Annotated in this window: 24 protein-coding genes and 2 tRNA genes; 13 read left to right on the plus strand and 13 right to left on the minus strand. The window is 72.2% G+C overall.

The annotated features are described in order from the left end of the window. Positions 1 to 797: 797 nt before the first annotated feature. From ACFPGP_RS13210 to ACFPGP_RS13225, 4 genes are all read left to right on the plus strand, one after another. Positions 798 to 1253 (plus strand): hypothetical protein, encoded by a 456-nt coding sequence (locus tag ACFPGP_RS13210; protein ID WP_378590820.1) that lies wholly within the window; start codon positions 798 to 800, stop codon positions 1251 to 1253. A 457-nt stretch (positions 1254 to 1710) separates the two neighbouring features. After that, positions 1711 to 1814 (plus strand) — tRNA-Glu (locus ACFPGP_RS13215). 169 nt (positions 1815 to 1983) lie between these two features. Further along, on the plus strand, positions 1984 to 2742 hold the full coding sequence (locus tag ACFPGP_RS13220) for a LamG-like jellyroll fold domain-containing protein (protein ID WP_378590822.1): 759 nt from the start codon (positions 1984 to 1986) through the stop codon (positions 2740 to 2742). A gap of 14 nt (positions 2743 to 2756) precedes the next feature. Continuing rightward, complete coding sequence (locus tag ACFPGP_RS13225) at positions 2757 to 3197, plus strand: hypothetical protein (protein ID WP_378590824.1); 441 nt, start codon at positions 2757 to 2759, stop codon at positions 3195 to 3197. A gap of 48 nt (positions 3198 to 3245) precedes the next feature. Here the strand turns inward: ACFPGP_RS13225 and ACFPGP_RS13230 are convergent, their stop codons facing one another. Next, a complete protein-coding gene (locus tag ACFPGP_RS13230) occupies positions 3246 to 5222 on the minus strand; it encodes a hypothetical protein (protein WP_378590826.1) in 1977 nt (658 codons plus the stop codon). 228 nt (positions 5223 to 5450) lie between these two features. On the opposite strand from ACFPGP_RS13230, the gene ACFPGP_RS13235 reads away from it, so the two are divergent. The 4 genes from ACFPGP_RS13235 (at position 5451) to ACFPGP_RS13250 (ending at position 10808) form a co-directional block, all read left to right on the plus strand. After that, positions 5451 to 7415 carry a PKD domain-containing protein gene (locus ACFPGP_RS13235; RefSeq protein ID WP_378590828.1) on the plus strand — a complete coding sequence of 655 codons (1965 nt, stop codon included), beginning with the start codon at positions 5451 to 5453 and terminating at the stop codon, positions 7413 to 7415. A gap of 44 nt (positions 7416 to 7459) precedes the next feature. After that, a complete protein-coding gene (locus ACFPGP_RS13240; protein WP_378590830.1) occupies positions 7460 to 8137 on the plus strand; it encodes a GAP family protein in 678 nt (225 codons plus the stop codon). Positions 8138 to 8269: 132 nt separating this feature from the next. Beyond that, on the plus strand, positions 8270 to 9049 hold the full coding sequence (locus ACFPGP_RS13245; protein WP_378591030.1) for an HAD-IIA family hydrolase: 780 nt from the start codon (positions 8270 to 8272) through the stop codon (positions 9047 to 9049). Between the two features lie 58 nt (positions 9050 to 9107). Next, complete coding sequence (locus ACFPGP_RS13250; RefSeq protein ID WP_378590832.1) at positions 9108 to 10808, plus strand: SulP family inorganic anion transporter; 1701 nt, start codon at positions 9108 to 9110, stop codon at positions 10806 to 10808. Between the two features lies 1 nt (position 10809). On the opposite strand, the gene ACFPGP_RS13255 is transcribed toward ACFPGP_RS13250, so the two are convergent. Next, positions 10810 to 11730: a CPBP family intramembrane glutamic endopeptidase gene (locus ACFPGP_RS13255; protein WP_378590834.1), complete on the minus strand. Its 921-nt coding sequence runs from the start codon at positions 11728 to 11730 to the stop codon at positions 10810 to 10812. Positions 11731 to 11996: 266 nt separating this feature from the next. Here ACFPGP_RS13255 and ACFPGP_RS13260 point away from each other — a divergent pair, with 266 nt between their 5' ends. Then, a complete protein-coding gene (locus ACFPGP_RS13260; RefSeq protein WP_378590836.1) occupies positions 11997 to 14114 on the plus strand; it encodes a sensor histidine kinase in 2118 nt (705 codons plus the stop codon). A 127-nt stretch (positions 14115 to 14241) separates the two neighbouring features. Here the strand turns inward: ACFPGP_RS13260 and ACFPGP_RS13265 are convergent, their stop codons facing one another. From ACFPGP_RS13265 to ACFPGP_RS13290, 6 genes are all read right to left on the minus strand, one after another. After that, a complete protein-coding gene (locus tag ACFPGP_RS13265) occupies positions 14242 to 14544 on the minus strand; it encodes a GroES family chaperonin (protein WP_378591032.1) in 303 nt (100 codons plus the stop codon). Between the two features lie 61 nt (positions 14545 to 14605). After that, the gene (locus ACFPGP_RS13270) at positions 14606 to 14851 is read right to left on the minus strand and encodes a DUF3618 domain-containing protein (protein WP_378591034.1); all 246 of its coding nucleotides are present in this window, start codon (positions 14849 to 14851) and stop codon (positions 14606 to 14608) included. Between the two features lie 5 nt (positions 14852 to 14856). Beyond that, on the minus strand, positions 14857 to 15612 hold the full coding sequence (locus ACFPGP_RS13275) for an energy-coupling factor ABC transporter ATP-binding protein (RefSeq protein ID WP_378590838.1): 756 nt from the start codon (positions 15610 to 15612) through the stop codon (positions 14857 to 14859). Continuing rightward, a complete protein-coding gene (gene cbiQ, locus ACFPGP_RS13280) occupies positions 15609 to 16304 on the minus strand; it encodes a cobalt ECF transporter T component CbiQ (RefSeq protein ID WP_378590840.1) in 696 nt (231 codons plus the stop codon). Before cbiQ ends, ACFPGP_RS13275 begins: the two co-directional genes overlap by 4 nt. Further along, the gene (locus ACFPGP_RS13285; protein WP_378590842.1) at positions 16304 to 16564 is read right to left on the minus strand and encodes a PDGLE domain-containing protein; all 261 of its coding nucleotides are present in this window, start codon (positions 16562 to 16564) and stop codon (positions 16304 to 16306) included. The genes cbiQ and ACFPGP_RS13285 overlap by 1 nt, the downstream gene beginning before the upstream one ends. Further along, on the minus strand, positions 16561 to 17265 hold the full coding sequence (locus tag ACFPGP_RS13290; RefSeq protein WP_378590844.1) for an energy-coupling factor ABC transporter permease: 705 nt from the start codon (positions 17263 to 17265) through the stop codon (positions 16561 to 16563). The genes ACFPGP_RS13285 and ACFPGP_RS13290 overlap by 4 nt, the downstream gene beginning before the upstream one ends. A gap of 84 nt (positions 17266 to 17349) precedes the next feature. Between ACFPGP_RS13290 and bcp the strand changes: the two genes are divergently transcribed. The 4 genes from bcp (at position 17350) to ACFPGP_RS13310 (ending at position 20280) form a co-directional block, all read left to right on the plus strand. Continuing rightward, positions 17350 to 17826 (plus strand): thioredoxin-dependent thiol peroxidase, encoded by a 477-nt coding sequence (gene bcp, locus ACFPGP_RS13295; protein WP_378590846.1) that lies wholly within the window; start codon positions 17350 to 17352, stop codon positions 17824 to 17826. 37 nt (positions 17827 to 17863) lie between these two features. After that, positions 17864 to 17945 (plus strand) — tRNA-Leu (locus ACFPGP_RS13300). 32 nt (positions 17946 to 17977) lie between these two features. After that, complete coding sequence (locus ACFPGP_RS13305) at positions 17978 to 18871, plus strand: MBL fold metallo-hydrolase (RefSeq protein WP_378590848.1); 894 nt, start codon at positions 17978 to 17980, stop codon at positions 18869 to 18871. 149 nt (positions 18872 to 19020) lie between these two features. After that, a complete protein-coding gene (locus tag ACFPGP_RS13310; protein ID WP_378590850.1) occupies positions 19021 to 20280 on the plus strand; it encodes an acetyl-CoA hydrolase/transferase family protein in 1260 nt (419 codons plus the stop codon). A gap of 12 nt (positions 20281 to 20292) precedes the next feature. Here the strand turns inward: ACFPGP_RS13310 and ACFPGP_RS13315 are convergent, their stop codons facing one another. Genes ACFPGP_RS13315 through ACFPGP_RS13335 form a run of 5 tightly spaced genes read right to left on the minus strand, consistent with a single transcriptional unit; the run spans position 20293 to position 23921 of the window. Further along, positions 20293 to 20871 carry a lysophospholipid acyltransferase family protein gene (locus tag ACFPGP_RS13315; RefSeq protein WP_378590852.1) on the minus strand — a complete coding sequence of 193 codons (579 nt, stop codon included), beginning with the start codon at positions 20869 to 20871 and terminating at the stop codon, positions 20293 to 20295. Beyond that, entirely contained in the window at positions 20871 to 21488 is a 618-nt protein-coding gene (gene rdgB / locus ACFPGP_RS13320; RefSeq protein WP_378590854.1) for an RdgB/HAM1 family non-canonical purine NTP pyrophosphatase, read from the minus strand. The genes ACFPGP_RS13315 and rdgB overlap by 1 nt, the downstream gene beginning before the upstream one ends. Continuing rightward, complete coding sequence (rph, locus tag ACFPGP_RS13325) at positions 21488 to 22210, minus strand: ribonuclease PH (RefSeq protein ID WP_378590856.1); 723 nt, start codon at positions 22208 to 22210, stop codon at positions 21488 to 21490. Before rph ends, rdgB begins: the two co-directional genes overlap by 1 nt. Continuing rightward, positions 22210 to 23001, minus strand: coding sequence for an ABC transporter permease (locus ACFPGP_RS13330; RefSeq protein WP_378590857.1), 792 nt, complete (start codon positions 22999 to 23001; stop codon positions 22210 to 22212). Before ACFPGP_RS13330 ends, rph begins: the two co-directional genes overlap by 1 nt. Continuing rightward, the gene (locus ACFPGP_RS13335) at positions 22998 to 23921 is read right to left on the minus strand and encodes an ABC transporter ATP-binding protein (protein ID WP_378590859.1); all 924 of its coding nucleotides are present in this window, start codon (positions 23919 to 23921) and stop codon (positions 22998 to 23000) included. Before ACFPGP_RS13335 ends, ACFPGP_RS13330 begins: the two co-directional genes overlap by 4 nt. Between the last annotated feature and the right edge of the window lie 30 nt (positions 23922 to 23951).

Genomic DNA, 23951 nt, shown 5'->3' on the forward strand with positions numbered 1-23951 from the left:
TCCCATTCGGAGGTTCTCGTTCGTTCAACCAGGCTCGCCGCTACCAACGTCCTGGCCGGGTACACCTAGCACCTCGGTGAAGTCGGGGTGCAAACAGCAGATCTCGAATCGAGAGGCGCACCTTGTGCGAGGCGACGCAAGTCGACCCCGGCCAATGAACGGCTCGGAATCTCGCGCTGCCGCGCGGCACAGCGTCGGGGCAGAAGGGGCTACATCAATGGTCACCACGCTGAGGGCCGGAGCCCGGGTAACTGGTCACCGATTGGTCACGGACATTCCAGCATCGGACAGACGGAACCGGACTGGACAACGCGATCTGAGCCTGAGATCGGACCTGACGGGACTCACCAGCACTCTGCATCACGGAACGGCACACCCTGTTCCGAACTCTTAATCAGCGGGTTCGGGGTTCGAGTCCCTGATGGCGTACCACCTCTGACCAGCGGTTTCCTCCCCCGGGAGGGAGCCGCTGAGTCGTCTCCGAGCCGATTCGCTAGGCACTCGCCAAGCAGCGGGCTCACACGGCCCGCAGACGCGGCTTCTCCGCCCTCGGGACCAGCGCCGTCGCCCGCTCCGACGCCTCCCGCTCCACCTCGCCGATGAGGTGGCTGTAGGTGTCACCTCCCCCCCACCTTGACGCCGCCGAACGCTTCGGTCGCTGCAAAAGTGACCTCGTCCTCTACCGAGGGGGTGGCACGGTGCGCAGCATGGATTTCGGGAGTAGCAGAGAGGGAGACCCCGCCATGCTCTCCCTGCTCAAGGGCGTCGCGTCCCTGACCTGAGGAGGACGAAGCCACATGTCTTCGAGGATTCCTGCGTTCATTGCCGGTTCCGTCGTCGCCGCGCTGGTAGCGGGCGGAATCACCTACGCCACCGCTGCTGGTGTCGGGGACACCAACCTGATTACGAAGTCTCGGACGTTCTCCGGGGTGAACATCGACGAAGGCTCCGTTGACTACGACTTGATTGCCGCCTATGCGAAGTGCCCGAAGGGCACGCAGGTTACTGGCGGTGGGTTCCAGGACCTCACCACAGACGGAGTCACGTTCGTGTCGATGCCCGACCCTGACGGCAAGGAGGCGTGGCTGGCTGTGACGATCGCAAGTGACGGGCAGACCGTCAGTGACTTCACTGCAACGGTGACGTGCATGGGTCCGAGTGGCAAGTTCCCCAGTGGGGCCTTCCGGACGAGCGTCTCCCAAGCGCCCGAGCGGCTGGCCGACTATGCGCGGGAGCGCATTCCGGCCCGCTAAGTCGCGCGCTGTGTTGCGGTAGCGGCGCGAGGAATCAGCCTGAGCGGACGGTCCAGGCAGCCCTTGCCGCCACCCATTGCGCAGACAAGGCAGAACCGCCCCGGCAGCCCAACGCCCCGGGGCGGTTCTGACTACCGGGGCGTCAAGAGGTCGAGTTTCCTCGGCGACCCGCAGCGTGCCGCGTTGGATACCGCGCCGTCCCAGCAGTCGCCAGCCGTGGCGGTGCCAGGCGACGAGGTCGCGGTCCCAGAACCGTCCGTACGCCTGGATCAGCATGGGCCATCATGGACGCTCAGGGTCGAGTCGAGGACGATGATGACCTCCGCGACGGCGGTGGCTCACGCTCATGAGGGACGCTTGAGTGGTGCACCACGCGGCGAGCACCTGAACCTCACCCAGAACCTCACAGACGGCCCGACACTGCCCGGCACCCGACGACCCCGATCTGGCCGCGTGAGCGTGGGAACTGGCACCACCCGACACCTGACGACACCCGCCGACACCCACTCACAGCGACTCTCAATCAGCGGGTTCGGGGTTCGAGTCCCTGATGGCGTACCAGTTCTCCGAGAGACACCCGTACCACATTTGGGTGACCGTCCCCTTCCGATCGGGTCGCCGTCGCGTCCGAGGGCGCATCCTCGTGCATGTCGCAGCGGCGGGGGACGGTGGTTCCGGTCGTCAGGTGCGCCGACCTGCCCCGCCGAGCGTCGCCCCCGAGGAGAAGTACATGACCCGTCCAGCCCGCCAGCACCGCTACGTCCGGCCCTGGGCCGCAGCGGCCCTCACCGTCGCGGTGGGGCTCGCAGGGGCGTGGGCGGTGCCCACCGCTGACGCAGCGCCGGCCCCGCAGGCTGCGGCGGCACGTCCGACGGGCAAGGTCCTCCTGTTCACCTTCGACAGCAAGCGACTGCTGACCGACGGCGCCCACGTCACGAACGCTGCCGGCAAGGGACGCGCCACGGTGGAGGTCGGCGCCGGCCACTTCAAGAAGGTCACCGGCAAGCCCGGAAGGGCCGCCCGCTACCCGCTCAGCAGCGGCTACGGCCTGCTCGAGGCCCCCGACCGACGCGCCTGGGACCCCGCCGGTCGCGACTTCGCCTACGGCGCCAAGGTACGGGTCGCCACGGCCCAGGCCAGCCGGAACATGAACGTGATGCAGAAGGGCTACTACAAGCAGTCCGGCGGGCAGTGGAAGATCCAGCTCGACCAGGGCCGGCCCAGCTGCCGCGTGAGCGGCGACGCCGGCGCCCTGCTGGTGCGCTCCGACACCTCCGTCGCCGACGGCCAGTGGCACCGCCTGGCCTGCGTCCGGAGCTACCACAGTCTCGTCCTCAAGGTCGACGGCACCGAGGTCGCCTCGGCGACCGGGACCACCGGCAAGGTCGCGAACAGCTCGGTCATCCGGATCGGCGCCAAGAAGCTCGGCACCGGCCGGGTGGACCAGTTCCACGGCCGCCTCGACGTGCCGTTCCTGACGGTGCACTGAGAGGCTGCAGCACCGTGTCCCCGTCCCAGGCCGCAGCCTGCGGGGTCGCCGCGGTCGTCATGGCCGTCCCCTTCGGCGTGTCCGCCCCGGGCCAGGACGTCGCCAGCGGCGTGCGCTGCGTCCTCACGAGGGACGCGCGGCTCGACGAGCTCGAGTCCGTCGGGGGCGCCGCGGTCGCCGGGCTCCGGTCGGTGCGCGGGCCGGAGCGGGTCTCGCACTGCACGAGCCTGCCCGACGTCGCGGTCACCTGGTACGTCCAGGGCGATCCCGCCCACCCGGGCCGGTGGCGCTCCGCGGTTGCCGAGAGGGTGGCCGAGAGGGTGGCCGACTCCTCCGTCGGGGCCGACGGCGACTACGAGGTGACGACCGGCTACCCGGTCCGCACGCGCACGGGGCACGAGCTGCCCGTCACCGTCTGGTTCAGCGGGCACCCCCGCTACCAGCCGGCCGACTGAGCTGCCGCCCCGACCAACGACCCGGAGCCGGCCCCGCGTGGCCGCCCCTCAGCCGTTGGGCAGGAACATCCCGCGGTACTTCGACGTCCCGTCGCTGCTCAGCGTCGTGGGCGAACCGGTGACCCGGCCTCCGCTGAAGGACACCGAGCGCAGGGCGCCGTCGCTCGACCCGTAGATGAGCTTGCCGTCGGCGAGGGTGAGGCCCTGGGCCGAGGCGAAGTTCACGCCGCCGGCGTCGGCCGTGAACGTGAGTGCACCGACGACCTCGCTCTCGGGAGTGAAGTAGCGGTAGAAGAGCCGGGCGTCGCCTGCGACCGTGTAGTAGATCCGGTGCAGCGTCGGCTCGTAGAACATGCCGGTCATCGTCGAGATGGCGAAGGGGATCCGGGCGCCGCTGTCCGGGTCGTCGTAGAGGTTCACCGCGCTCTGCGTGCCCAGGACGCCGGTCGCGGCATTGAAGCTGCGCTTGTAGAGCGAGTTGTCGCTGCGGCCGTAGTAGAGGGTGCCGTTGAGCAGGAAGGCGCCGCGCACGCTGCTCCAGTCCACGGTGTCGTCCACCACCGACACGGGACCTGTCGGAGCTCCGGAACTGCTGACGGGTCGCGACACCAGCTTGCCCGGCGTGCTGGTCTGCATGCCGAACAGGGTGTTGGGCAGGTGCGCCGGCGGGACGGTCGGCACGGTGGTACCGCCCGCGAGCGGCAGGAACGCGATCCGTCCGCGCCGCTGGCTGTTGAAGATCGTGGTGTCGCTGCCCACCCACAGGCCCTCCGGCGTGGCGAGCAGGGCCTGGGCGCCGACGCCACGGTCCCGGCCGGGGTTCCAGGAGACGGGGAGGCCGTTGACGACGTCGAGGGCGGCGATGCCCTGCCGGGCGACGGCCCCCGGACCCGCCTGGTCGCCCTGGAAGGGATTGTTCTGCCAGCGGAAGTGCCCGCCGATGTAGACGACGTCGCCGGTGACCGCCACGCCGTACGACGTGTCGCCGCCGGTGTAGTCGATCCAGGTCGGGTCGTTGCTCGTCTGGTCTGTCTCCCACCGGCTGGTGGTGTCGCAGAGCGAGTTGGCGTTGGCCCCACCACCGAAGGAGCCGGTGGTGCTGACGACGAAGAACTTGCCGTCGGGCGAGAAGTCGAGATCGCGGAGGAACGTGTCGAACGACTGCGAGCAGACGCTGTGCGCGCGGTCGAACCGGTTGGTCGCGAACGACGTGAGGGTGGTCGTCGGCCCGCTGGTGTCGAGCACGGCGACCTGGTTGCGGGCCAGGCCGTTGATCGTCGCGAAGTTGCCGATCACCGCGAGGCGGGTGCCGTCCGCGGTCACGTCGAAGCGCTTGACGTTGGTGGTGCCGGGGTTGGTGGCCCCGGGGTTGTAGACACCGGCGAAGGTGAGGTTCATGGCCGCGGTGTCGGGGGTGCCGGTGTCCTTGTCGAGGATCGCGAGGTGGCCCACGTCGTAGGGGGTCGACCGCGAGCTGATTCTCTTGAAGCCGCCACCGATGTAGACCCGCGACCCGCGCACGACCACCTCGTTGGTGACGGCGCTGGGCTTGACCTTGAACCCGGTGACCGGCGCGCCGGTCAGGTCGAGCTTGACGATGCGCTTGTAGGCGGTCTTGCCGCCGACCGAGCCGAAGGCGCCGGCGGCGTAGACGTAGGTGCCGTCGGTGTCGAGCGAGCGCACCTCGCCGCCCATGTTCGGGTTGAAGCTCGGGTCGATGACGCCCGTCGTGGCGTCGAAGGCGAACAGGCGGTTGCGCACGAGGTCGTCGCTGGTGTCGGTGAAGGTGTCCGCGGGGCTGACCGAGGTGAAGGTGCCGCCCACGATGATCGTGTTGCCGACCTGGGTGATCGCCTGGACAGCACCGTCCATGACGTGCGGCGTGCCCTTCTTGGGCATCTGCGACACGATCGCGTGGCCGTAGTTGGCGTTGACGCCGGTGGCCGGCACCGCCACCGCTCCGAGCCCCACGAGGGCCAGCGCGGCCCCCATTGCCACACCGCTCGCGCGTCGTCCTGCCAGCATCGAAGGTTCTCCTCGGGAGTGGGGCCCCGCTGCACGGGGAGGCGCCAGCGGCAGAGCACCTCATCGGACGGTAGGGACCCGCAGCGAGCCCACGGACCCGCTCGCGACCAACATCCCCTCGGTTGGGTAGGCCGTCCTGGACCAGACCAGATGGGGTATTCCTCAAGAAAACCTCAATGCAACCGATAGTCGATCCTCACGATGGGCTCAACCCAGGAGGAGCCCACCGTGCGCAAGAGAACTGTCCTCATCAGCGTCGGCGCCATCGCAGCCGGCACCGCCGTCTTCCTCTCCCCGGCCAGCGCGGACAACCCGTGGGAGCTCGACCGCTCCGTGCGGTCCGACGCCGTGAACGAGGCCGCCGGCATCGCGGCGAGCACCGTCGAGGACGGGTTGGTGTACCTCGCCAACGACGGCGGCGGGACCAACCGCGTCTACGCCGTGAACACCGACGGCTCGGTCCGCTCGGTGCTGACGCTCAAGAGCGCGTGGAACGTCGACTGGGAGGACCTCGCGAGCGGCCCGGGTCGCACGATCTGGGTGGCCGACACCGGTGACGACGCGCTGAACCGCTCCCAGCTGGCGGTCTACTCCTTCGTCGAGCCCACCGGCACCGAGTGGCAGCCGGCCATGTACGTCAGGACCAACCGCTACGTCTTCACGCTGCCCGACGGCCCCCGGAACATCGAGGGCCTGATGGTCCACCCGACCTCCGGCCGGCTGACCTTCGTGACCCGCCAGGCGGGCGGCGCGCAGCTGTACACCGCCCCGGCGACGCTGACCACCAAGAAGAGCAACCCGCTCACGGCCGCGGGCCAGCTGCCCGTGCCGGGGGTCACCGCGGCGGCGTGGGCGCCGGACGGGACGGGCTTCGCGCTCGGCACCAGCACCCAGGCCTTCGTGTACGCCTCCAAGGACGCCGCCCCGGCGGTGGTCGACCTCCCCGTCACGCTGCCGCCGAGCGGCGCGCTGACCTACGACCGCACCGGGGCCCGCCTGCTGCTCTCGCACGACGGCGCGTCGCCCAAGGTGCTGCGCGCACCCGTGCCGGCTCCCCCGGCACCCGCCAACGAGGCGCCGAAGGCCACCTTCACCTCCTCGGTCACCGACCTCTCGGCCAGCCTGGACTCCACGGGCTCGCAGGACCCCGACGGCACGATCGTCTCCCGGGCCTGGAGCTTCGGTGACGGCACGTCCGGCACCGGCGCGACCCCGTCGAAGAGCTACTCGACGGCCGGCACCTACACCGTGAAGCTGACGGTGACCGACGACGACGGCGCCACGGCGACGGCGACCGGTGAGGTCACGGTGACCCCGCCCGACACGTCCCTGCGGCTGGACAACGGCTGCCGCCTCTCGGAGCGCGGCCTGCCCCGCGGCTGCGGCACCCTGTTCGGCTCGTCGCTGACGTGGAACGGCGACCCCACGACGTGGGAGTCGCAGCTCGGCGACCACCTCGGCGTCCGTCGCACCTACTGGTCTGCGAGCCAGGTCGACGCCGCGGTCCGCAACGTCAAGGCCGACGTCGCCGCCGGCCGGATCCCGTGGATCTCGTTCAAGGCGCCGCTGTCGTGGAGCGAGATGGCGGCCGGTGCCGGTGACGCGTGGGCCACCGACCTGGCGACCCAGCTCGCCGCCGTGGACGGCCCGGTCTACCTCGCGATCCACCACGAGCCGGAGAAGGACGGCGACATCACGCAGTGGACGGCGATGCAGGAGCACCTCGCCCCGCTGATCCGGGCCAAGGCGCCGAACGTCGCCTACTCGATCATCGTGACCGGCTGGAACGCCTTCTACGGCTCCGACCCGTCGCTGCGGCTCGAGGCCGAGTTCCCGAACACCCAGATCGACCTGATCGGCCTCGACGTCTACAACAAGTACGGCAACGCCGACGGCGTCATGGTCCACACCGACATGAAGGCGCGCTTCTACGACCTGCTCGCGCCGTTCGCCGAGGCCCACGGCGCCGCCTGGGGCATCGCCGAGACCGGTTACACGCCGGCTGCGTCGGCGGACTACCCGGCGTGGGTGTCGGACTCCTACGACCAGATGGTCGCGTCCGGCGGCGCCGTCATGTCGTACTGGAACTCGACGATGAACGACACGACGTACGCGCTCGACACCGACGAGGAGCTGCGCTACTTCGGCAACGCGCTGCACCGCTCACCGAAGCTGCTGCCGAAATCACCCTGAGGGGCTGATGGCCTCGAGGGAGGCAGACCCTAGGGTCGCCGCTGATGTACGCCTTCCTCGAGGTCCTCGTGTACGGCCTGTTCGCGACGGCCAGCGCGCTGATCCTGGCTGCGGTGTACGTCGTGATCGGCGGCGAGCACCCGCGCCGCAGCGGCGTCGCGTTCCTCACCGGCTTCCTGTTCGGAACGCTCCTCGCCTGCCTCGTCGCCCTGGTCGTGGGCCAGACCTTCGTGGACCGGATGGACGCCCACGACGAGGTCCGGGCCGGGCTCACGGTCGCGCTCGGCCTCGCCCTGGTCGTCGTCGGGCTCCGCGCGCGCAGCGGCGCCGGCGGGACCGACGTGACGGGCAGCAGCCGGGCCACCGCGATCCTCGCGGGGCTCGGCAACGTGGGTCCCGCGGCGACCTTCTCGATGGCCGGACTCCTCGGCTTCGGCGGGCCGAAGCGGCTGGTGCTGACCTTCCTCGCCATGGGCACGGTCACCGCGGAGCAGCACCGCGACGTCGTCGACGTGACGCTGGTGGTCGTCTACCTCGTGGTGTCCTCGTTGCTCGTGGCCGTTCCCGTCGGCATCGTCGTGGTCGCGGGTGAGCGGGCAGCGGTGGTCCTGGGGCGCGGGCAGTCCTGGCTGACCGCGCACGCCGCCGCCCTGCGCGTCTACCTCTCCCTGGGCATCGGCGGCCTGCTCGTGCTCGACGGGCTGGTCCGGCTCGTCAGCTGAGCTCCACGGTCTCCCCAGCACGCCACCGGCCGCTCCCGGCGGCACCCCGGATCAGTACGGTGGAGCCTCCGCGACCGACCGAGGGAGGCGCACGTGGCGACCGGCAGGCCCTTCGACTTCTGGCTCACCGACATGGACGGCGTGCTCGTGCACGAGGAGGTGCCGATCCCCGGCGCCACCGAGTTCATCGACGCCCTCAAGGAGTCGGGTCGGCCCTTCCTGGTGCTGACCAACAACTCGATCTTCACCCCGCGCGACCTGCGCTCACGGCTCCTCGGCAGCGGGATCGAGGTGCCCGAGGACGCGATCTGGACCTCCGCGCTGGCCACCGCCCAGTTCCTGAGCGACCAGCGGCCGGGGGGCTCGGCGTACGTCGTGGGCGAGGCCGGGCTGACCACGGCGCTGCACGACGTGGGCTACGTGCTGACCGACCGCGACCCCGACTACGTGGTGCTCGGCGAGACGCGCACCTACTCCTTCGAGGCGATCACGCGGGCGATCCGGCTGATCGACGCCGGCGCGCGCTTCCTGGCCACCAACCCCGACACCAGCGGACCGAGCCAGCAGGGCAAGCTGCCGGCGACCGGGTCGGTGGCGGCGCTGATCAGCACCGCCACCGGGCAGCAGCCGTACTACATCGGCAAGCCCAACCCGTTGATGATGCGCAGCGCGCTCAACCGGCTGGGCGCGCACTCGGAGACCGCGGTGATGATCGGCGACCGGATGGACACCGACATCATCAGCGGGCTCGAGGTGGGCATGCGCACGATCCACGTCGGCACCGGCTCGACCCGGCCCGAAGAGGTGGCGCGGTTCCCCTACCGCCCCACCTGGCAGGTCGACTCGATCGCCGACCTGGTCGACCTCGCCCGCCGGCCCGACGCGACCGACGACGAGCTGGCGTCGCAGTAGGGCCGTTCACCCCGGCCGGGTGATGCCGGCGCCGGCCGTCTCCCCCGAGGGTGGGCCGGTGACCACCCCGCCCGACACCGCGCGGCTGCGCGGGCTGCGACAGGGGCTGCGGGACCTGCGTCCGGAGCCGGGGACGCTCCGGTCCGACCTCGTCGCCGGTGTCCCGGGGGCGATCAGCAGCGTGCCCGACGGCATGGCCGCCAGCCTGCTCGCCGGGGTGAACCCGGTGCACGGGCTGTACGCCGGCATCTTCGGGCGCATCGGTGGCGGGCTGACCGCCAGCAGCCGGCTGATGGTGATCACCACGACCAGTGCGGCCGCGCTGGCCGCCGGGTCGGCGCTGACCTCGGTGCCCTTCGACGAGCGCCCCCGGTCGCTCTTCCTGCTGACGGTGGTGGCGGGGATCGCGATGGTCGCCGCCGGGGTCCTGCGCTTCGGCCGCTACGTGCGCTTCGTGCCGCACTCGGTGATGATCGGCTTCCTCACCGGCATCGCCGCCAACATCGTGCTCGGGCAGCTCGCCCACCTGTGCGGCGCCGAGGTGAGCGGCCCGTTCGCGCTGGCCAAGGCGTGGGACCTGGTCACCCATCCCGGCCTCATCGAGCCGGCGTCGCTGGCGGCCGGGCTGCTCGCCCTGGCCATCCTGTTCGGCCTGGCGCGCACCCGGCTGGCGGCGTACGCCTCGCTCGTCGCCGTCGTGGTGCCGACGGCCGTGGCGCTCGCGGTCGGGGCCACCTCGATCGCGCAGGTCGACGACACCGGGGAGATCCCGACCGGCCTGCCGGCGCCGTACGTCCCCCACCTCTCCGACCTCTCCTTCGACCTCGTCACCGGCGCCCTGGCCGTGGCGGCCCTGGTGCTGATCCAGGGTGCCGGGGTCAGCGAGTCCGCCCCCAACCCCGACGGCAGCCGCTCGGTGACGAACCGCGACTTCGTGGCGCAGGGCGTCGGCAACGTGCTCGCGGGGCTCTTCCGCGGCCAGCCGGTCGGCGGGTCGGTCGGGCAGACGGCCGTCAGCGTGGCCGCCGGAGCGCGGGGCCGCTGGGCCGCGATCTCCGCCGGCGTGTGGCTGGCGGTGATCCTGGTGGCGCTGTCGGGCGTCGTCGGGCAGGTGCTGATGCCGACGCTTGCTGCGGTGCTGATCGCGGCCGCGATCGGCTCGCTGCGCACCGGCGACTTCCGCGCCATCCTGCGCACCGGACGCGTCTCCCAGGTCGCCGTGATCACCACGCTGGTCGCCACGCTGCTGCTGCCGGTGGCCGCCGCGGTCGGGCTCGGGGTGGCGCTGTCACTGCTCATGCAGCTCAACCAGGAGGCGCTCGACCTGCGCATCGTGGCGCTGGACCCGGACGACGCGGGACGCTTCCACGAGCGGGAGGCGCCGACCGTGCTGCCCTCGCGCGCGGTCACGCTGCTCGACGTCTACGGCAGCCTCTTCTACGCCGGCGCGCGGACCCTCCAGGCGCACCTGCCCGACCCCACGGGAGCCCAGCGGCCGGCGGTGGTGCTCCGCCTGCGCGGCCGGGCGATGCTCGGGGCGACGGCGTTCGTGGTGCTCTCGGACTACGCGCGCAGGCTGGCCGAGGTCGACGGGCGGCTGTACCTCAGCGGGGTGGCCCCCGAGGTGCTCGAGCAGCTCCACCGCAACGCCACCGTGGAGGAGGCGGGCGAGGTCCGCGTCTTCGAGGCCACGACGACGGTCGGTGAGTCGAGCACCGAGGCCTACCGGGCGGCGCAGGCCTGGATCGCACGCGGGTGACTCAGGCGGCCGGCAGCCCGCCGCGGAAGTGCCCCAGCGCCCGGGCGTGGTGCCGCCAGGCGACCCAGCCCAGGCCGACCACGACGACCAGCACGTCGACGAACCCGAGGATCGAGGCCCACGGCAGCTCGATGTCGCCGTTCTCGAGGTTGGCGTAGAACGAACCGAGCGGCGTCAGCAGCGGCCACAGCACGAGCAGGTTGCGCACGAGGGCGTAGGCCACGGCGTACACGAGGCCGAGCCCGGTCAGGAACACCAGCTCGCGGCCGCCCATGCCGTAGCCGACGTGGTACGCGCCGTACAGCACGGCGGCGCCGGCGACGCCCACGTCGCGACCGAACGCCGCCTCGAGCACGCCCTGGGCGAAGCCGCGGAAGAAGATCGACTCGAAGACGCCGACCACCAGGGCCATCACCAGCAGCGGCACCCAGTCCTCGGCAGCGGGCAGGTCGGTGTCGGCCAGGGTGAGGGAGAACTGGACGCCGGCGAGGAGCAGAGCCAGCGCCAGCGTCGGGCGCCAGTTGTCGAGCCGGAGCCCGAGCCAGGTGAGCGGGCGGCGGGTCGCGTAGGACGTGTAGAGCAGGGGCACCCCGCTGCCGACCACCAGCGCGCCGGCGAAGCACAGGAACAGCCCGAGCACGTCGTCGGTGCCGAAGCCGACGAAGGCCAGCCGCATCAGCGCGACCACGGCGACGTAGGTGAGGGCGAGCACCGTGAGGTCGAGCCGGTGCGGCTCGCGGTCGCGCGGGCGGGGACGCCGGGTCAGCAGCGCCAGCACGAGCGCGCTGAGCGCCACAGTGGCGCCGTACACGACGCCGTCGGCGAGGTCGCCGAGGAGCGGCAGGAGCAGCAGTGCTCCCACCGCCCACGCCGTCCAGGTCCATCCGTCACGGGTCACCCGGGTGCCGGCGAGCGTGCTCATCAGAGGCCTCCTCCACCCCACCCTCGCGCCCTCCCGGTGCGCCCGCCACGGACGAACGGCCCCTGCCGGCGGGACCTCCGGTCTGCGCCGGGTGCAGATCCGCGCAAGGGTGGCTCAATTTGCCGAGACAGCCCTCCCCGGCCCGTGCCACGACGGGTCGCGCGGCCTAACCTGACGCCCGGCGAGCGGCGCTTGAACAAGGGACGTCCGTGGTTGGGGAACGACGAACGACGGTGAGTGCGGGCCGGGGGGCTGGAACCACCGATGTGACTCGGGCACTGGAGCCTGCCCTCCTGCTGGTCGGCATCCTGGTGACCTCGTGGGTCGCGCTGCTGCCGGCGACCGGCGAGGTCCCGCTCGCCCCGATCTGGCCGGCCTCCGGGCTCGCGGCGGGCCTGCTGGTGCTCACCGGTCCCCGGTGGCGCCCGGCGATGGCCGCCGGCGTGCTCACCGTGCTGCTCGTCGCGCACCTGCTCGTGGGCACCGCCCCTGCGGTCGCACTCGGCGTCAGCGCGGTGTGCGCCGCCGAGGCGCTGGTGGTGCACCGCGTGCTGACGCTGGGCGGCCGCCGGGTGGCGCTGCTCGAGGACGGCGACGTCTCGCGCCTCGTCGCTGCGGGCAGCGCCGGGGCCGCCCTCGCCGCGGCGGGGTACGCCGCGCTCGTGGCCGCCGTCGGCGGGGACCCGGCGTACGCCGCGCTGGTGGTGCTCGGGACCCACGCCGCGTCGTTGCTGGTGCTGCTGCCGCTCTTCCTCCCCACCCCCACCTTCGCCCCCGTCGCCGGCACCACCGAGCGGGTGGTGCGCGCGGTCCTGCTGCTCGGCGCGACCGTGCTGGTCTTCGCCTTCGCCGAGGCGCCGCCGGTGCTGTTCGCGATCATGCCGATCTTCGCCTGGCTGGCCTTCCGGGGCACCCTGCGCGAGTCGACGCTGCTGCTCGCCGCGGTCGCGGTGGTCGCGACCGGGTTCACCGTGGCCGAGACCGGCCCGGTCTGGGCGCTGGAGCCGCGCTACGGCCTCGCGCCCGAGGTGGCCCTGGCCCTGCTGCAGCTCTTCGTCGTCGACTGCGCGCTGGTGCTGCTGCCCGTGGCCGTCGCGGTCGCGCAGCAGCGGGTGGCCTCGGCACACGCTGTCGCCGGTCGCACCACGCTGGAGCGGCTGGTCGCTGCGGCGACGGGCACCGCGATCTTCGCGACCGACAACGACGGCCTGGTCGTGCTCTTCAACCCCGGCGCCGAGGCGACGTTCGGCTACAACCTCTACGAGGTGGTGGGCCAGACCCCCGACCGCCTGTTCCCCGCCGACGAGCTGGCGCGGCAGGCCGGCGGGGTCGGCACCGGGTCGACGTTCGCCGAGATCTGCGCGGGCGTCGTCGACTCCGACGACCACCGCCGCCTCTGGCGGTTCCGGCGCCAGGGCGGCGAGGAACGCACCATGCTGATGACGCTCAACCGGGTGCTCGACGAGCAGGGGCGGCCCAGCGGCTACCTCGCCACGGGCGAGGACGTCACCGAGCGAGAGCAGGCGCAGGCCGCGCTCGAGGCGGCGGTCGAGACCCAGCGCGAGGCGCTGGCCCGGCTCGAGGAGCTCGACCGCACCAAGAGCGCGTTCGTCTCCACCGTCAGCCACGAGCTGCGCACCCCGCTGACCAGCATCGTGGGCTACACCGAGCTGCTCGGCGACGGCGCGGTGGGCGAGCTGTCGGCGGAGCAGCGCGACCTGATCGGCCGGGTCGACCGCAACGGCCGGCGCCTGCTGCTGCTGATCGAGGACCTGCTCACCTACTCCCGCCTCGAGTCCGGCGCGCTGCGCATGGAGCGCGTCCAGACCGACCTGCGCCAGGCCGTCGCCGGCGCCTACGAGGCGCTCACCGCCAGCCTGCACGGTCGCGACCTCGACGTCGACGTGGACCTGCCGCGCGGCGAGGTGGCCGTGCTCGGCGACCCGGTGCTGCTCGAGCGCGCCGTGCTCAACCTGCTGACCAACGCGGTGAAGTTCACCCCCGACGGCGGCTCGATCACCACGCTGCTCACCTGCGACGACCTGACCGCGGTGCTCGTGGTGCGCGACTCGGGCGTCGGCATCCCCTCCGACGAGGTCGACCAGCTCTTCACCCGCTTCTTCCGCTCCACCACGGCCACCTCGCGCGCCATCCAGGGCACGGGGCTCGGCCTGTCGATCGTGCAGGGGATCGTCGAGCAGCACGGCGGCGAGGTCAGCCTGCGCTCCGACGAGGGGCGCGGCACCACCGTCACCGTCACGATCCCCACGGCGCGCGCCGCCCGCGAGCACGCCGACGCGGCAGCGGGCGGGACGGACGGCGAGGCCGACGCGGACTCCGACGACGACGACGCCGCGCTCGCCGTACCCTCACCGCGCGACTGACGCCGAACCGTCACTCAGATCGGTCGAACCGTCACTCCGGGCGGACCAACTGCCGGCTCGACTGATCCAGCTGACGGTTCGACTGATCCAGCTGACGGTTCGACTGATCTGCGTGACGGTTGGGCGGCTAGAGGTAGAGGCCGGTGGTGCCCTCGTCGCCCATCCGCTCCGTGGCGACGGCGTGGACGTCGCGCTCGCGCATCACGACGTAGCGTTCCCCCTGCACCTCGACCTCGGCCTTGTCCTCGGGGTCGAAGAGCACGCGGTCCCCGGCCTCGACCGTGCGGGCGTGCGGCCCGACGGCGACGACGTCGGCCCAGACCAGGCGGCGGGCGCCCATGGCGGCGGTCGCGGGGATCACGATGCCGCCGGCCGAGCGGCGCTCGCCGGCCTCACGGTCGACCTCGACGAGGATCCGGTCGTGCAGCATCCGGATCGGCTTCTTCTCGCTCACCACGGCCTCCGCACGCGTCGTACGACGATGACGGGTCTCAGCGGGTGATGCGGCGCACGACGGCGAACAGCACCACGACGCCCACGACACCGCCGGCGACCTTGAGGATGTTGTCGGTGCGCGGGGCGCCCTGCTCGTCGACGAAGTGCGCCTTGATGGTCGCCACCTCGCGCCCGACGATGGTCTTGGGGTTGGAGCGGTAGATCAGCTGGTCGATCGTGGTCGCCAGGCGTTCACGGGTTTCCTCGATCTCGGCCTCGAGCGACGACACCGACGGCTCCATGTTGCTCACGCGGGAAGGCTACCAACCGTGCGCGGGTCGAAGCCCCAGGGGAGCTCGAGGCGGTGCGCCCGCATCAGCGGCTCGTCGGTGAGCACGTCGAAGGTGCGGCCGTCGGCGACCACGGCGCCGTCGCTGAGCACGACCGAGCGCGGGCACAGCTCGAGGGCGTAGGGCAGGTCGTGGGTCACCATCAGCACGGTCACGTCGAGCGAGCGCAGGATGTCGGCGAGCTCGCGGCGCGAGGCCGGGTCGAGGTTGGACGACGGTTCGTCGAGCACCAGGATCTCCGGTTCCATCGCCAGCACCGTGGCCACCGCCACCCGGCGCCGCTGGCCGAAGGAGAGGTGGTGCGGCGGCCGGTCGACGAAGTCGGCCATGCCGACCCGGTCGAGGGCGTCCATCACCCGGCGCTCGAGGGCGGCCCCGCGCACCCCGAGGTTGGCGGGGCCGAAGGCGACGTCCTGGCGCACGGTGCCGAGGAAGAGCTGGTCGTCGGGGTCCTGGAAGACGATGCCGACACGGCGGCGGATCTCGGCGAGGTGCTCCTTGACCACCGGGAGGCCGCTGACCGCGACGGCGCCGGCGCCCGCGGTGAGGATGCCGTTGAGGTGGAGCACCAGCGTGGTCTTGCCGGCGCCGTTGGGGCCGAGCATCGCCACCCGTTCCCCCTCGTGCACGTGCAGGTCGACGCCGAAGAGCGCCTGGTGGCCGTCGGGGTAGGCGTAGGCGAGGCCGCGGACGTCGAGCACGGGCGTGGTCATGCCGCCTCCTCCGGCTGGACCCGGGTGTCGGGCAGCGAGCCGGTGTAGCCGCGCGCGAGCATGGCGAGGTGCACCCGCTCGCCGCGCTCGTAGGAGCGGATGAAGAGCGCGCCGAGCGACCGGGCCAGCACCGGCCAGTGCCGCGGCGAGCGCGGGTCGCAGCCGCGGGACCGCATGGCGGTGGTCATCCGGGTGAGCTCGCCGGTGACGACGTCGAGGTAGCGGATCATGAAGCCGGTGATCTGCACGAGCAGGTCGGGCAGGCGCAGCCGCTGGAGGCCGCGCAGCAGCTCGTCGGGCTCGGTGGTCGCGGCCAGGGTCAGTGCGGCGAGCACGCCGAGCGTGCCCTTGACCAGCAGCCCGGCCGCGGCTTCGAGGCCAGGCACCGACAGCGGGACGCCGAGCACGTCGGTGGTCGGGCCCTGGGCCACGAAGGGCACCAGCAGCGCGAACACGACGAACGGCACCTCGACGACCATGCGCCTGGCGAGGTAGGTCGGCGGCACCCGCGAGGCCGCGACGACGGCGCCGAGCACGACGGCGTACGCCGCGAACGCGGCGTACCAGTCGTTGGGGGTGGCGACGACGACCAGCATGAAGCCGACGAGCGTGACCAGCTTGAGGTGCGCCGGGACGCCGTGGACCCGGCTGTGCCCGTGGTAGTGCAGCTTGTGGCCGTGACCCGCGCCCACTAGCGGTCCCGGTCGGGGTCGTCGGACGGCCGGCGCAGCAGCCGGAACAGGCCGCCGCCGACGGCGAGCACCAGCAGCAGCCCCACGAGGCCGGCCACGGGACCGCTCCGGGTCCCGCCACCCTCGGCCGTGTGCGCGAAGCCGGTCTGCTCGGCGACGTAGGTGAGACCGTCGGGGCGGCTGCTGGCGACGTAGGACGCGACCACGACGAGCGCGACGGCGACCGCGAGACCGATCCACAGGAAGCGGCGGCCGGTCACGACGCCACCGCCGGGCGGATGGTGAGGCCGCGGGCCGCGAGCGGGCGACGGGCGCCGTAGCAGAGGTCGGGGCGGACGGCGACCACGCTTGCCACGACCAGCCCGGTGATCGCGGCCTCGCCGAGGCCGATCACGAGGTGCCACCCGAGCATCGCCGTGAGCACCGTCCCGATGTCGAGCGGGGTGGTGCCGCCGACGGCGAACAGGCCGGTGAAGGCGAGCGCGGCGGCCGGGACGCTCACGTAGGCGCCGACGGCGGCGGCCGGCGCCACCATCGAGAGGCGGTTGGGCAGCAGCCGCTGCGCGAGCCGGAAGACCAGCCAGCCGACGACCACGCCCACCAGCGCCATCAGGGTGATGTTGGTGCCGATCGCGGTGATGCCGCCGTCGGCCATGAACAGCGCCTGGACGAGCAGGACCACGGTCAGGCAGAGGATCGCGGTCCACGGGCCCACCAGCACGGCGGCCATCGCCCCGCCGATGAGGTGCCCGCTCGTGCCGGCCCCGACCGGGAAGTTGAGCATCTGTCCGGCGAAGACGAACGTCGCCACCAGCCCGGCCATCGGCGCGGTGCGGTCGTCGAGCTCGCGCCGGGCGCCGCGGAGGGCGACCGCCACGCCGGCCGCCGCGACCACGGCGGTGGCCACGGACGTCGGGGCGTCGAGGAAGCCGTCGGGGACGTGCACGGCAGGTGCCTCCACGGGATCGGTAGGTTGGGCTCGGCAGCGGGACTTGTCAGACCCACACTAGCCATCTGCTCATTACACCGACAAGGGAGCAACCCCGTGACCGACCACCGCCTCTCCCCCGGCGACCAGGCCCCCGACTTCACGCTCATGAGCGACACCGGCGAGGAGGTGAGCCTGAGCGCGCTGCGCGGCCGCAAGGTGCTCGTGTACTTCTACCCCGCGGCGATGACGCCGGGCTGCACCAAGCAGGCCTGCGACTTCACCGACTCCCTCGACGCGCTGCGCGGCGCCGGCTACGAGGTGCTCGGCATCTCGCCCGACAAGCCCGAGAAGCTGGCGAAGTTCCGTGAGCGCGACTCCCTCACCCTCACCCTGCTCTCCGACCCCGGCAAGGAGGTCATGCAGGCCTGGGGCGCCTTCGGCGAGAAGAAGCTGTACGGCAAGCTCGTCCAGGGCGTGATCCGCTCGACCTTCGTCGTCGACGAGGAGGGCAAGGTCGAGGTCGCGCAGTACAACGTCAAGGCCACCGGCCACGTCGCCAAGCTGCGCAAGGACCTCGGCCTCACCGCCTGACGGGCGATGGTCTCGCCCTCCTAGACTTCTCGCCGCAGCCGGAGTGGTGGAACTGGCAGACACGCGGGCCTTAGGTGCCCGTGCCTTCGGGTGTGCGGGTTCGAGTCCCGCCTCCGGCACGCGCGGGCGTCGTCCCTGCTAGGTTCCGACGGTGGTCGGCGGCTCCCCGATGATCGATCAGGCTCCCCTCGAGGCGCCGTGGATCCACGGACGGCCCCGCGGGGCTCCCGACACCGACCCGCCGCTGCAGGTCCGTGCGCTCGACGCCACCACCTTCGTGATCCGGCAGAGCAAGTCGGTCACCTACGAGGCGCCGTTCCTCTACCTGCTCGTCGGGGCCGAGCGAGCCCTCCTGCTCGACACGGGCGCCGTCGAGGAGCGTCGCCGGTGCGACGTGCGCGGCGCGGTCGACGCGCTGCTGCCCGACGACGTCGACCTGCTCGTGGCCCACAGCCACGGCCACGGCGACCACGTCGCCGGTGACGGGCAGTTCGCCGGCCGGCCGCGCACGACCGTGGTGGGCCGCGACGTCGACAGCGCCCGCGCCGGGTGGGGGTTCACCGACGGGCCCGAGGAGGTGGTGGAGCTCGACCTCGGCGGCCGGCTCCTCGAGGTGGTCGGCATCCCGGGGCACCACCCCACGTCGGTGGCGGTGTACGACCGGCAGACGGGTTCGCTCCTGACCGGCGACAGCGTCTACCCCGGGCGCCTCTACGCCCCGGACCCCGAGCTGCACGCCGCCAGCCTCGACCGCCTGGTGGCCTTCGCCGGTCAGCGGCCCGTGCAGCGCGTGCTCGGCTGCCACATCGAGATGAGGCGAGAGGGAGGCGACTTCCCGCTGGGCGCCCGCTACCAGCCCGACGAGGCCGCGCTGCCGATGAGCGTGGACGACCTGGTGGCCGTCCGCGACGGCACCCGGGCCGCCGGAGGCCGTCCGGGGGTGCACCGGGTCGGTCCGGCGCTGCTCTGGAACGGCTCGTGCTACCCCGCCCTGGCCCGCCAGGTCGTCCGCCTGGTCGTCGACCGGGTCCGCGGCGTGGCCTGATGCCGGTGCCGGCGGACGTGGCCCGCCGGCGAGGTATGGACCTCCTTCCCGGGCCGAGGGTGACCTTTGGTCCTGACCGCACCGCGTCCAGCCCGCCACCATGGACCCGTACGAGCACGTCCACGCCCACCCGGGATCAAGGGGTCCGCATGTCCGCAGCACCGGCCACCGACAACCTCAGCCAGTTCCGCCGCCTGATCGAGGCGTTGCCCGAGAACCCGCGGGTCGTGGTCAGCGGCAACGGCGCCGTGCCGTGGACCCTGCTCAAGGAGCTCGACGCGCGTGTCGAGCGCTACGTGCTGCACTCGCTCAACGGCCCTCCGGGTCTCCCCGACCGTGAGGGCGTGACGCTGGAGACGGCGTTCGTCGGCCCCGGCGTGCGCAGGTCGCCGCGGCTGGCGTACGTCCCGTCACGGCTGTCGCTCGTGCCGCGGCTGTACCACACGACGATGCCTCCGGACGTCGTGCTCGTGCACACCTCCGCGCCGCACATCGGCAAGGTCTCGCTCGGCACCGAGGTGAACGTGATGCCGGCGGCCATCGAGGCGGCGCGTGCCCGCGGCGGCATCGTGGTGGCCCAGGTCGACTCCAACGTGCCGTACGTCTTCGGTGACGGTGAGCTCGAGCTCTCGCGGTTCGACGCGGTGGTCGAGGCCGAGGACCCGCTCGGCGGCACCCACGGCGGCCCCGTCGACACCAGCGACCCGGTCGTGGCCTCGATCGCGGAGCGCGTCTCGTCGCTCATCCGCAACGGCGCCACCCTCCAGCTCGGCATCGGCGCCGTGCCGGACGCCGTGCTTGCGGGGCTGGTGGAGCACCGCGGGCTCCGCATCTGGTCGGAGATGGTCAGCGACGGCATCCTCGAGCTCGAGCGTCGCGGCTGCCTCGACGACGGCACCGTGATGACCGCGTCGTTCCTGCTCGGCTCCCCCGACCTCTACGCCTGGGCGCACCGCAACCCCCGGCTGCGACTGCTGCGCAGCGAGGCCGTCAACGACCCGGCCCGGATCGCGCTCAACCCGGCCATGGTCTCGGTCAACACCGGCCTCCAGGTCGACCTCTACGGCCAGGTCAACGCCGCACGCGTGCACGGCCGGATCCACAGCGGCTTCGGCGGCCAGACCGACTTCATCGTCGGCGCGCTCCACTCGGTGGGCGGGCAGGCGATCATCGCGCTGCGCTCGTGGCACCCCAAGGCAGACTGCTCGACGATCGTGCCGATGCTCGAGGAGCCGGCCACGTCGTTCCAGCCGTCGGCGGTGGTGACCGAGCACGGCGTGGCCGGACTGTTCGGCCGGACCCAGGTCGAGCAGGTGATGAACCTGATCGAGAAGGCCGCGCACCCCGACGTCCGCGACGAGCTGGTCGAGGAGGCCTACGCGCTCGGCCTGCTGCGGGCGGCCGAGTAGCGGCTCACCGGCTCAGCGCCCCTCCTCCTTGAGGCGGGGCGGCGTGGCGCCCCCGGGCTTGAGGCCGATCTTGTCGGCGTAGAAGTCGCGGATCCGGTCCATGTCGGCGGCGACGTCGCCCGTCGTCGGGAATGTCGGCCCCCAGCCCACCGTCTTGCTGGGGCCGTCGAGGAAGGCGAGCGTGATCGGCAGCCCGGTCTGCTGGGAGATCCGGTAGAAGCCCGACTTCCAGTACTCACCCCGGCTGCGGGTCCCCTCGGCGGCGATCCCGAGCAGGAAGGTCTCGTCGGACTCCGCGTCCTCGAGCAGCGAGCGGATGGTCGCGCCCGGGTTGGCGCGGTCGAGCTCGACGGCTCCGGTCGCGCGCATCACCGGCGCGAGCGGGCCCTTGAAGAAGGCGTCCTTGACCAGAAGCCGGATCTGCACGCCGCTGTCCCACGCCAGCAGCATGGTGAGCACCCAGTCCCAGTTGGAGGTGTGCGGGGCGCCGACCAGGATGCCGCGCTTCGGGACGGTGCCGACCGTCTTCCAGCCGGTCAGCCGCAGCAGGACCCGGGCCAGCGTGCGGCGCAGGAGGAACGGTCGCCACATCAGGAGCTCTCCCTCAGGCTCGCGGCCACGAGTGGGCCGATCTCTCTCAGGGCCCGACCCCGGTGGGAGATCCGGTCCTTCTCGACGCTGTCGAGCTCGGCGGTGGTGAAGCCCTCCGCGTCGTGCTCGGCGGCGACGAACAGCACGTCGTACCCGAACCCGCCCGCGCCACGCGTCTCGCGGATCACCCGCCCGTCCATGCGCCCGTGGACGACGAGCTCGGTGCCGTGGGGGTGGCAGAAGGCCACGGCGCACACGAAGTGCGCGCCCCGCCGCTCGTCGGGCACGTCCTCGAGCTGCGACAGCAGCAGCGCGTTGTTGCGGTCGTCGCTCTTCGGCGGGCCCGCCCAGCGCGCCGAGAGCACCCCCGGCATCCCGTTGAGCGCGTCGACGCAGAGCCCGCTGTCGTCGGCGAGCGTGGGCAGGCCGGTGGCCGCGAGGCCCGCCTGCGCCTTGAGCAGCGCGTTCCCCTCGAAGGTGGCCTGGTCCTCGACCGGCTCGTCGTACGCCGGGACGTCGTCGAGGCCGACCACCACGACGTCGGGTGCGTGCTCGCCGAGGATGCGCTGCATCTCGGCGAGCTTCTTGGCGTTGCGGGAGGCGAGGAAGACCTGCATCAGCGGGCGAGCGCCTCCTGCTGGAGACGGGTGAGGTCGGCGCAGCCCTTCTCGGCGAGGGCGAGCAGCGCGTCGAGCTCGGAGCGCTCGAAGGCCGCCCCCTCGGCGGTGCCCTGCACCTCGACGAACTTGCCGTCGCCCGTCATCACAACGTTCATGTCGGTCTCGGCGCGCACGTCCTCCTCGTAGGGCAGGTCGAGCCGCGGTACGCCGCCGATGATCCCGACGCTGATCGCCGCCACCGACCCGGTGAGCGGCTCACCGGTCAGGGCGCCCTCGCCGCGCAGGTGCGCGACGGCGTCGGCGAGCGCGACGTAGGCGCCGGTGATGGCCGCGGTGCGGGTTCCGCCGTCGGCCTGGAGGACGTCGCAGTCGAGCACGATCGTGTTCTCGCCGAGCGCCTGGTAGTCGATGACCGCACGCAGAGAGCGCCCGATCAGCCGGGAGATCTCGTGGGTGCGGCCACCGATCCGTCCCTTGACCGACTCGCGGTCGGAGCGGGTGTTGGTCGAGGCGGGGAGCATCGCGTACTCGGCGGTCACCCAGCCCAGCCCGGAGCCCTTGCGCCAGCGGGGGACGCCCTGGTTGGCCGAGGCGGCACACAGCACCCGGGTGCGGCCGAACTCGACCAGCACCGACCCGGCGGCGTGGTCGAGCCAGTTGCGCGTGAACGTCACGGGACGCAGCTCGTCGTCGGCGCGGCCGTCCTGACGTGTCGTCATCACTTCACCTCCGCCCGCAGCACGCGGACAAGTCCCAGCAGGAAGGGCAGCACGATCCAGATCATCGACGCGCTGGCCAGGTGCCACCAGTCCTCGCCGCTGAGGTCCGTACCGGAGAACAGGGGGGTCGAGGCGGTGCCGAGGTCGACCCACGGCGCCGCGTCCCGGAGCGCACCCCAGAGGCTCGCCACGATCGAGAAGGCCGTGGGGAGCACGAAGTAGAGCACGATCGCGGCGGCCGAGTTGAGGAAGATCAGGCCGAAGGCCAGGCCCTGCAGGATGCCGCTGACCTGGAGCAGCGCGAACTTGCCGAAGTCGTCGGGCCCGATGTTCTCCCAGGCGTCCGGCGCCCCGCCGACGGCGGTCGCGAGCGCGGCCAGGGCCACCGCGACCACGATCGCGCCCAGGCCGAAGAGCAGGGCCGCCACCACCTTGGCTGCGATCACCCGCCCGCGGTGGGGCTCGAGGGCGAAGGTGGTCAGCGTGGTGCGCTGCCCCCACTCGCTGGTGACCAGCAGGATGCCGAGCACCGGCAGCACGAAGCTCTGCGGCGTCGCGGTGGCACCCATGAAGTTGATGAAGGTGCGGTCGACCTCGTCGGAGGCGAGGAAGAAGATCACCACGATCGCCAGCGTCACCAGCGCCACGGCCAGCAGCAGCCAGAAGCCGGCGCGGGTGTCGCCCATCTTGCGCAGCTCGACCTTGACCAGACGGGTGAACGGCGTCCGCGGTGTTCCGCTGACGTCGAGGGTGAACTCTGGTGTCGGCGTGGAGGCCGAGGTGGCGGTCATGCCGGGGCTCCTTCGGTGCCGGGGGCGAGCGCGTCGCGCTGGGTGTCGGAGGTGAGCTCGAGGAAGAGGTCCTCGAGGCCGGCGCCGCCGGCGCGGAGGTCGGTGAGCACGATCGCGTGCTCGGCGGCAGCCCGTCCGACCTCGACCGGAGCGGTCTCGACCCGCAGCCCGTCGCCGGCGGGAGCCACCTGGTGGCCCTTCGCCTCGAGGACGCGGGCGAGCGCGTCGTTGTCGAGCGAGGTGACCAGCGTCGCCCGGTGGTCGGCGCCGGCGAGGAGGGTCTTCTTGTCGCCCTGGGCCAGGATCCGGCCGCGACCGATCAGGATCATCTCGTCGGCGATCAGCTCCACCTCGTTGAGCAGGTGGCTGGAGAGCAGCACGGTGCCGCCGCGCTCGGCGTACCCCTTGAGGAGCCCGCGCATCCAGCGGATGCCTGCGGGGTCGAGGCCGTTGGCCGGCTCGTCGAGCACCAGCACCGACGGGTCGCCGAGCAGTGCGTGCGCGATGCCGAGGCGCTGGCGCATGCCGAGGGAGTAGTTGCGCACCCGCCGCCTGGCCTCCTCGGGAGAGAGCGAGACCATCTCCAGCAGCTCGTCGACGCGCGACGCCGGCAGGCCCATCGTCTGCGCGCCGATGGTGAGCACCTCGCGGCCGGTGCGGCCGGCGTGCTGCGCCGAGGCGTCGAGCAGGACGCCGACGTGGCGCCCGGGATTCGGGATCTGGTGGTAGCGGTGTCCCCCGATACGGATCTCGCCGCGGTCGGCCGGCGTGAGGTCGACCATGATCCGCATGGTCGTCGTCTTGCCGGCGCCGTTGGGGCCGAGGAATCCGGTCACGCGCCCGGGCTGGCAGTCGAAGCTGACGTCGTCGAGCGCGAGGAACCCGCCGTAGGTCTTGGTGAGGCCACGGACGGAGATCATGCGGCCCATCCTGCCGGAGCCGGCCCCGGC

The sequence above is a fragment of the Nocardioides taihuensis genome, assembly GCF_042657275.1.
GTDB lineage: Bacteria > Actinomycetota > Actinomycetes > Propionibacteriales > Nocardioidaceae > Nocardioides > Nocardioides taihuensis.

What these genes read in the sequence shown, in the direction of transcription:
- ACFPGP_RS13255 (WP_378590834.1), bottom strand. Translation starts at nt 11,730, where the DNA reads ATGAGCACGCTCGCCGGCACCCGGGTGACCCGTGACGGATGGACCTGG.
- ACFPGP_RS13275 (WP_378590838.1), bottom strand. Translation starts at nt 15,612, where the DNA reads ATGACCACGCCCGTGCTCGACGTCCGCGGCCTCGCCTACGCCTACCCC.
- ACFPGP_RS13220 (WP_378590822.1), top strand. Translation starts at nt 1,984, where the DNA reads ATGACCCGTCCAGCCCGCCAGCACCGCTACGTCCGGCCCTGGGCCGCA.
- ACFPGP_RS13270 (WP_378591034.1), bottom strand. Translation starts at nt 14,851, where the DNA reads ATGGAGCCGTCGGTGTCGTCGCTCGAGGCCGAGATCGAGGAAACCCGT.
- ACFPGP_RS13330 (WP_378590857.1), bottom strand. Translation starts at nt 23,001, where the DNA reads ATGACCGCCACCTCGGCCTCCACGCCGACACCAGAGTTCACCCTCGAC.
- ACFPGP_RS13230 (WP_378590826.1), bottom strand. Translation starts at nt 5,222, where the DNA reads ATGCTGGCAGGACGACGCGCGAGCGGTGTGGCAATGGGGGCCGCGCTG.
- ACFPGP_RS13245 (WP_378591030.1), top strand. Translation starts at nt 8,270, where the DNA reads ATGGACGGCGTGCTCGTGCACGAGGAGGTGCCGATCCCCGGCGCCACC.
- ACFPGP_RS13240 (WP_378590830.1), top strand. Translation starts at nt 7,460, where the DNA reads ATGTACGCCTTCCTCGAGGTCCTCGTGTACGGCCTGTTCGCGACGGCC.
- ACFPGP_RS13265 (WP_378591032.1), bottom strand. Translation starts at nt 14,544, where the DNA reads ATGCTGCACGACCGGATCCTCGTCGAGGTCGACCGTGAGGCCGGCGAG.
- rph (WP_378590856.1), bottom strand. Translation starts at nt 22,210, where the DNA reads ATGACGACACGTCAGGACGGCCGCGCCGACGACGAGCTGCGTCCCGTG.
- ACFPGP_RS13335 (WP_378590859.1), bottom strand. Translation starts at nt 23,921, where the DNA reads ATGATCTCCGTCCGTGGCCTCACCAAGACCTACGGCGGGTTCCTCGCG.
- rdgB (WP_378590854.1), bottom strand. Translation starts at nt 21,488, where the DNA reads ATGCAGGTCTTCCTCGCCTCCCGCAACGCCAAGAAGCTCGCCGAGATG.
- ACFPGP_RS13310 (WP_378590850.1), top strand. Translation starts at nt 19,021, where the DNA reads ATGTCCGCAGCACCGGCCACCGACAACCTCAGCCAGTTCCGCCGCCTG.
- ACFPGP_RS13210 (WP_378590820.1), top strand. Translation starts at nt 798, where the DNA reads ATGTCTTCGAGGATTCCTGCGTTCATTGCCGGTTCCGTCGTCGCCGCG.
- ACFPGP_RS13315 (WP_378590852.1), bottom strand. Translation starts at nt 20,871, where the DNA reads ATGTGGCGACCGTTCCTCCTGCGCCGCACGCTGGCCCGGGTCCTGCTG.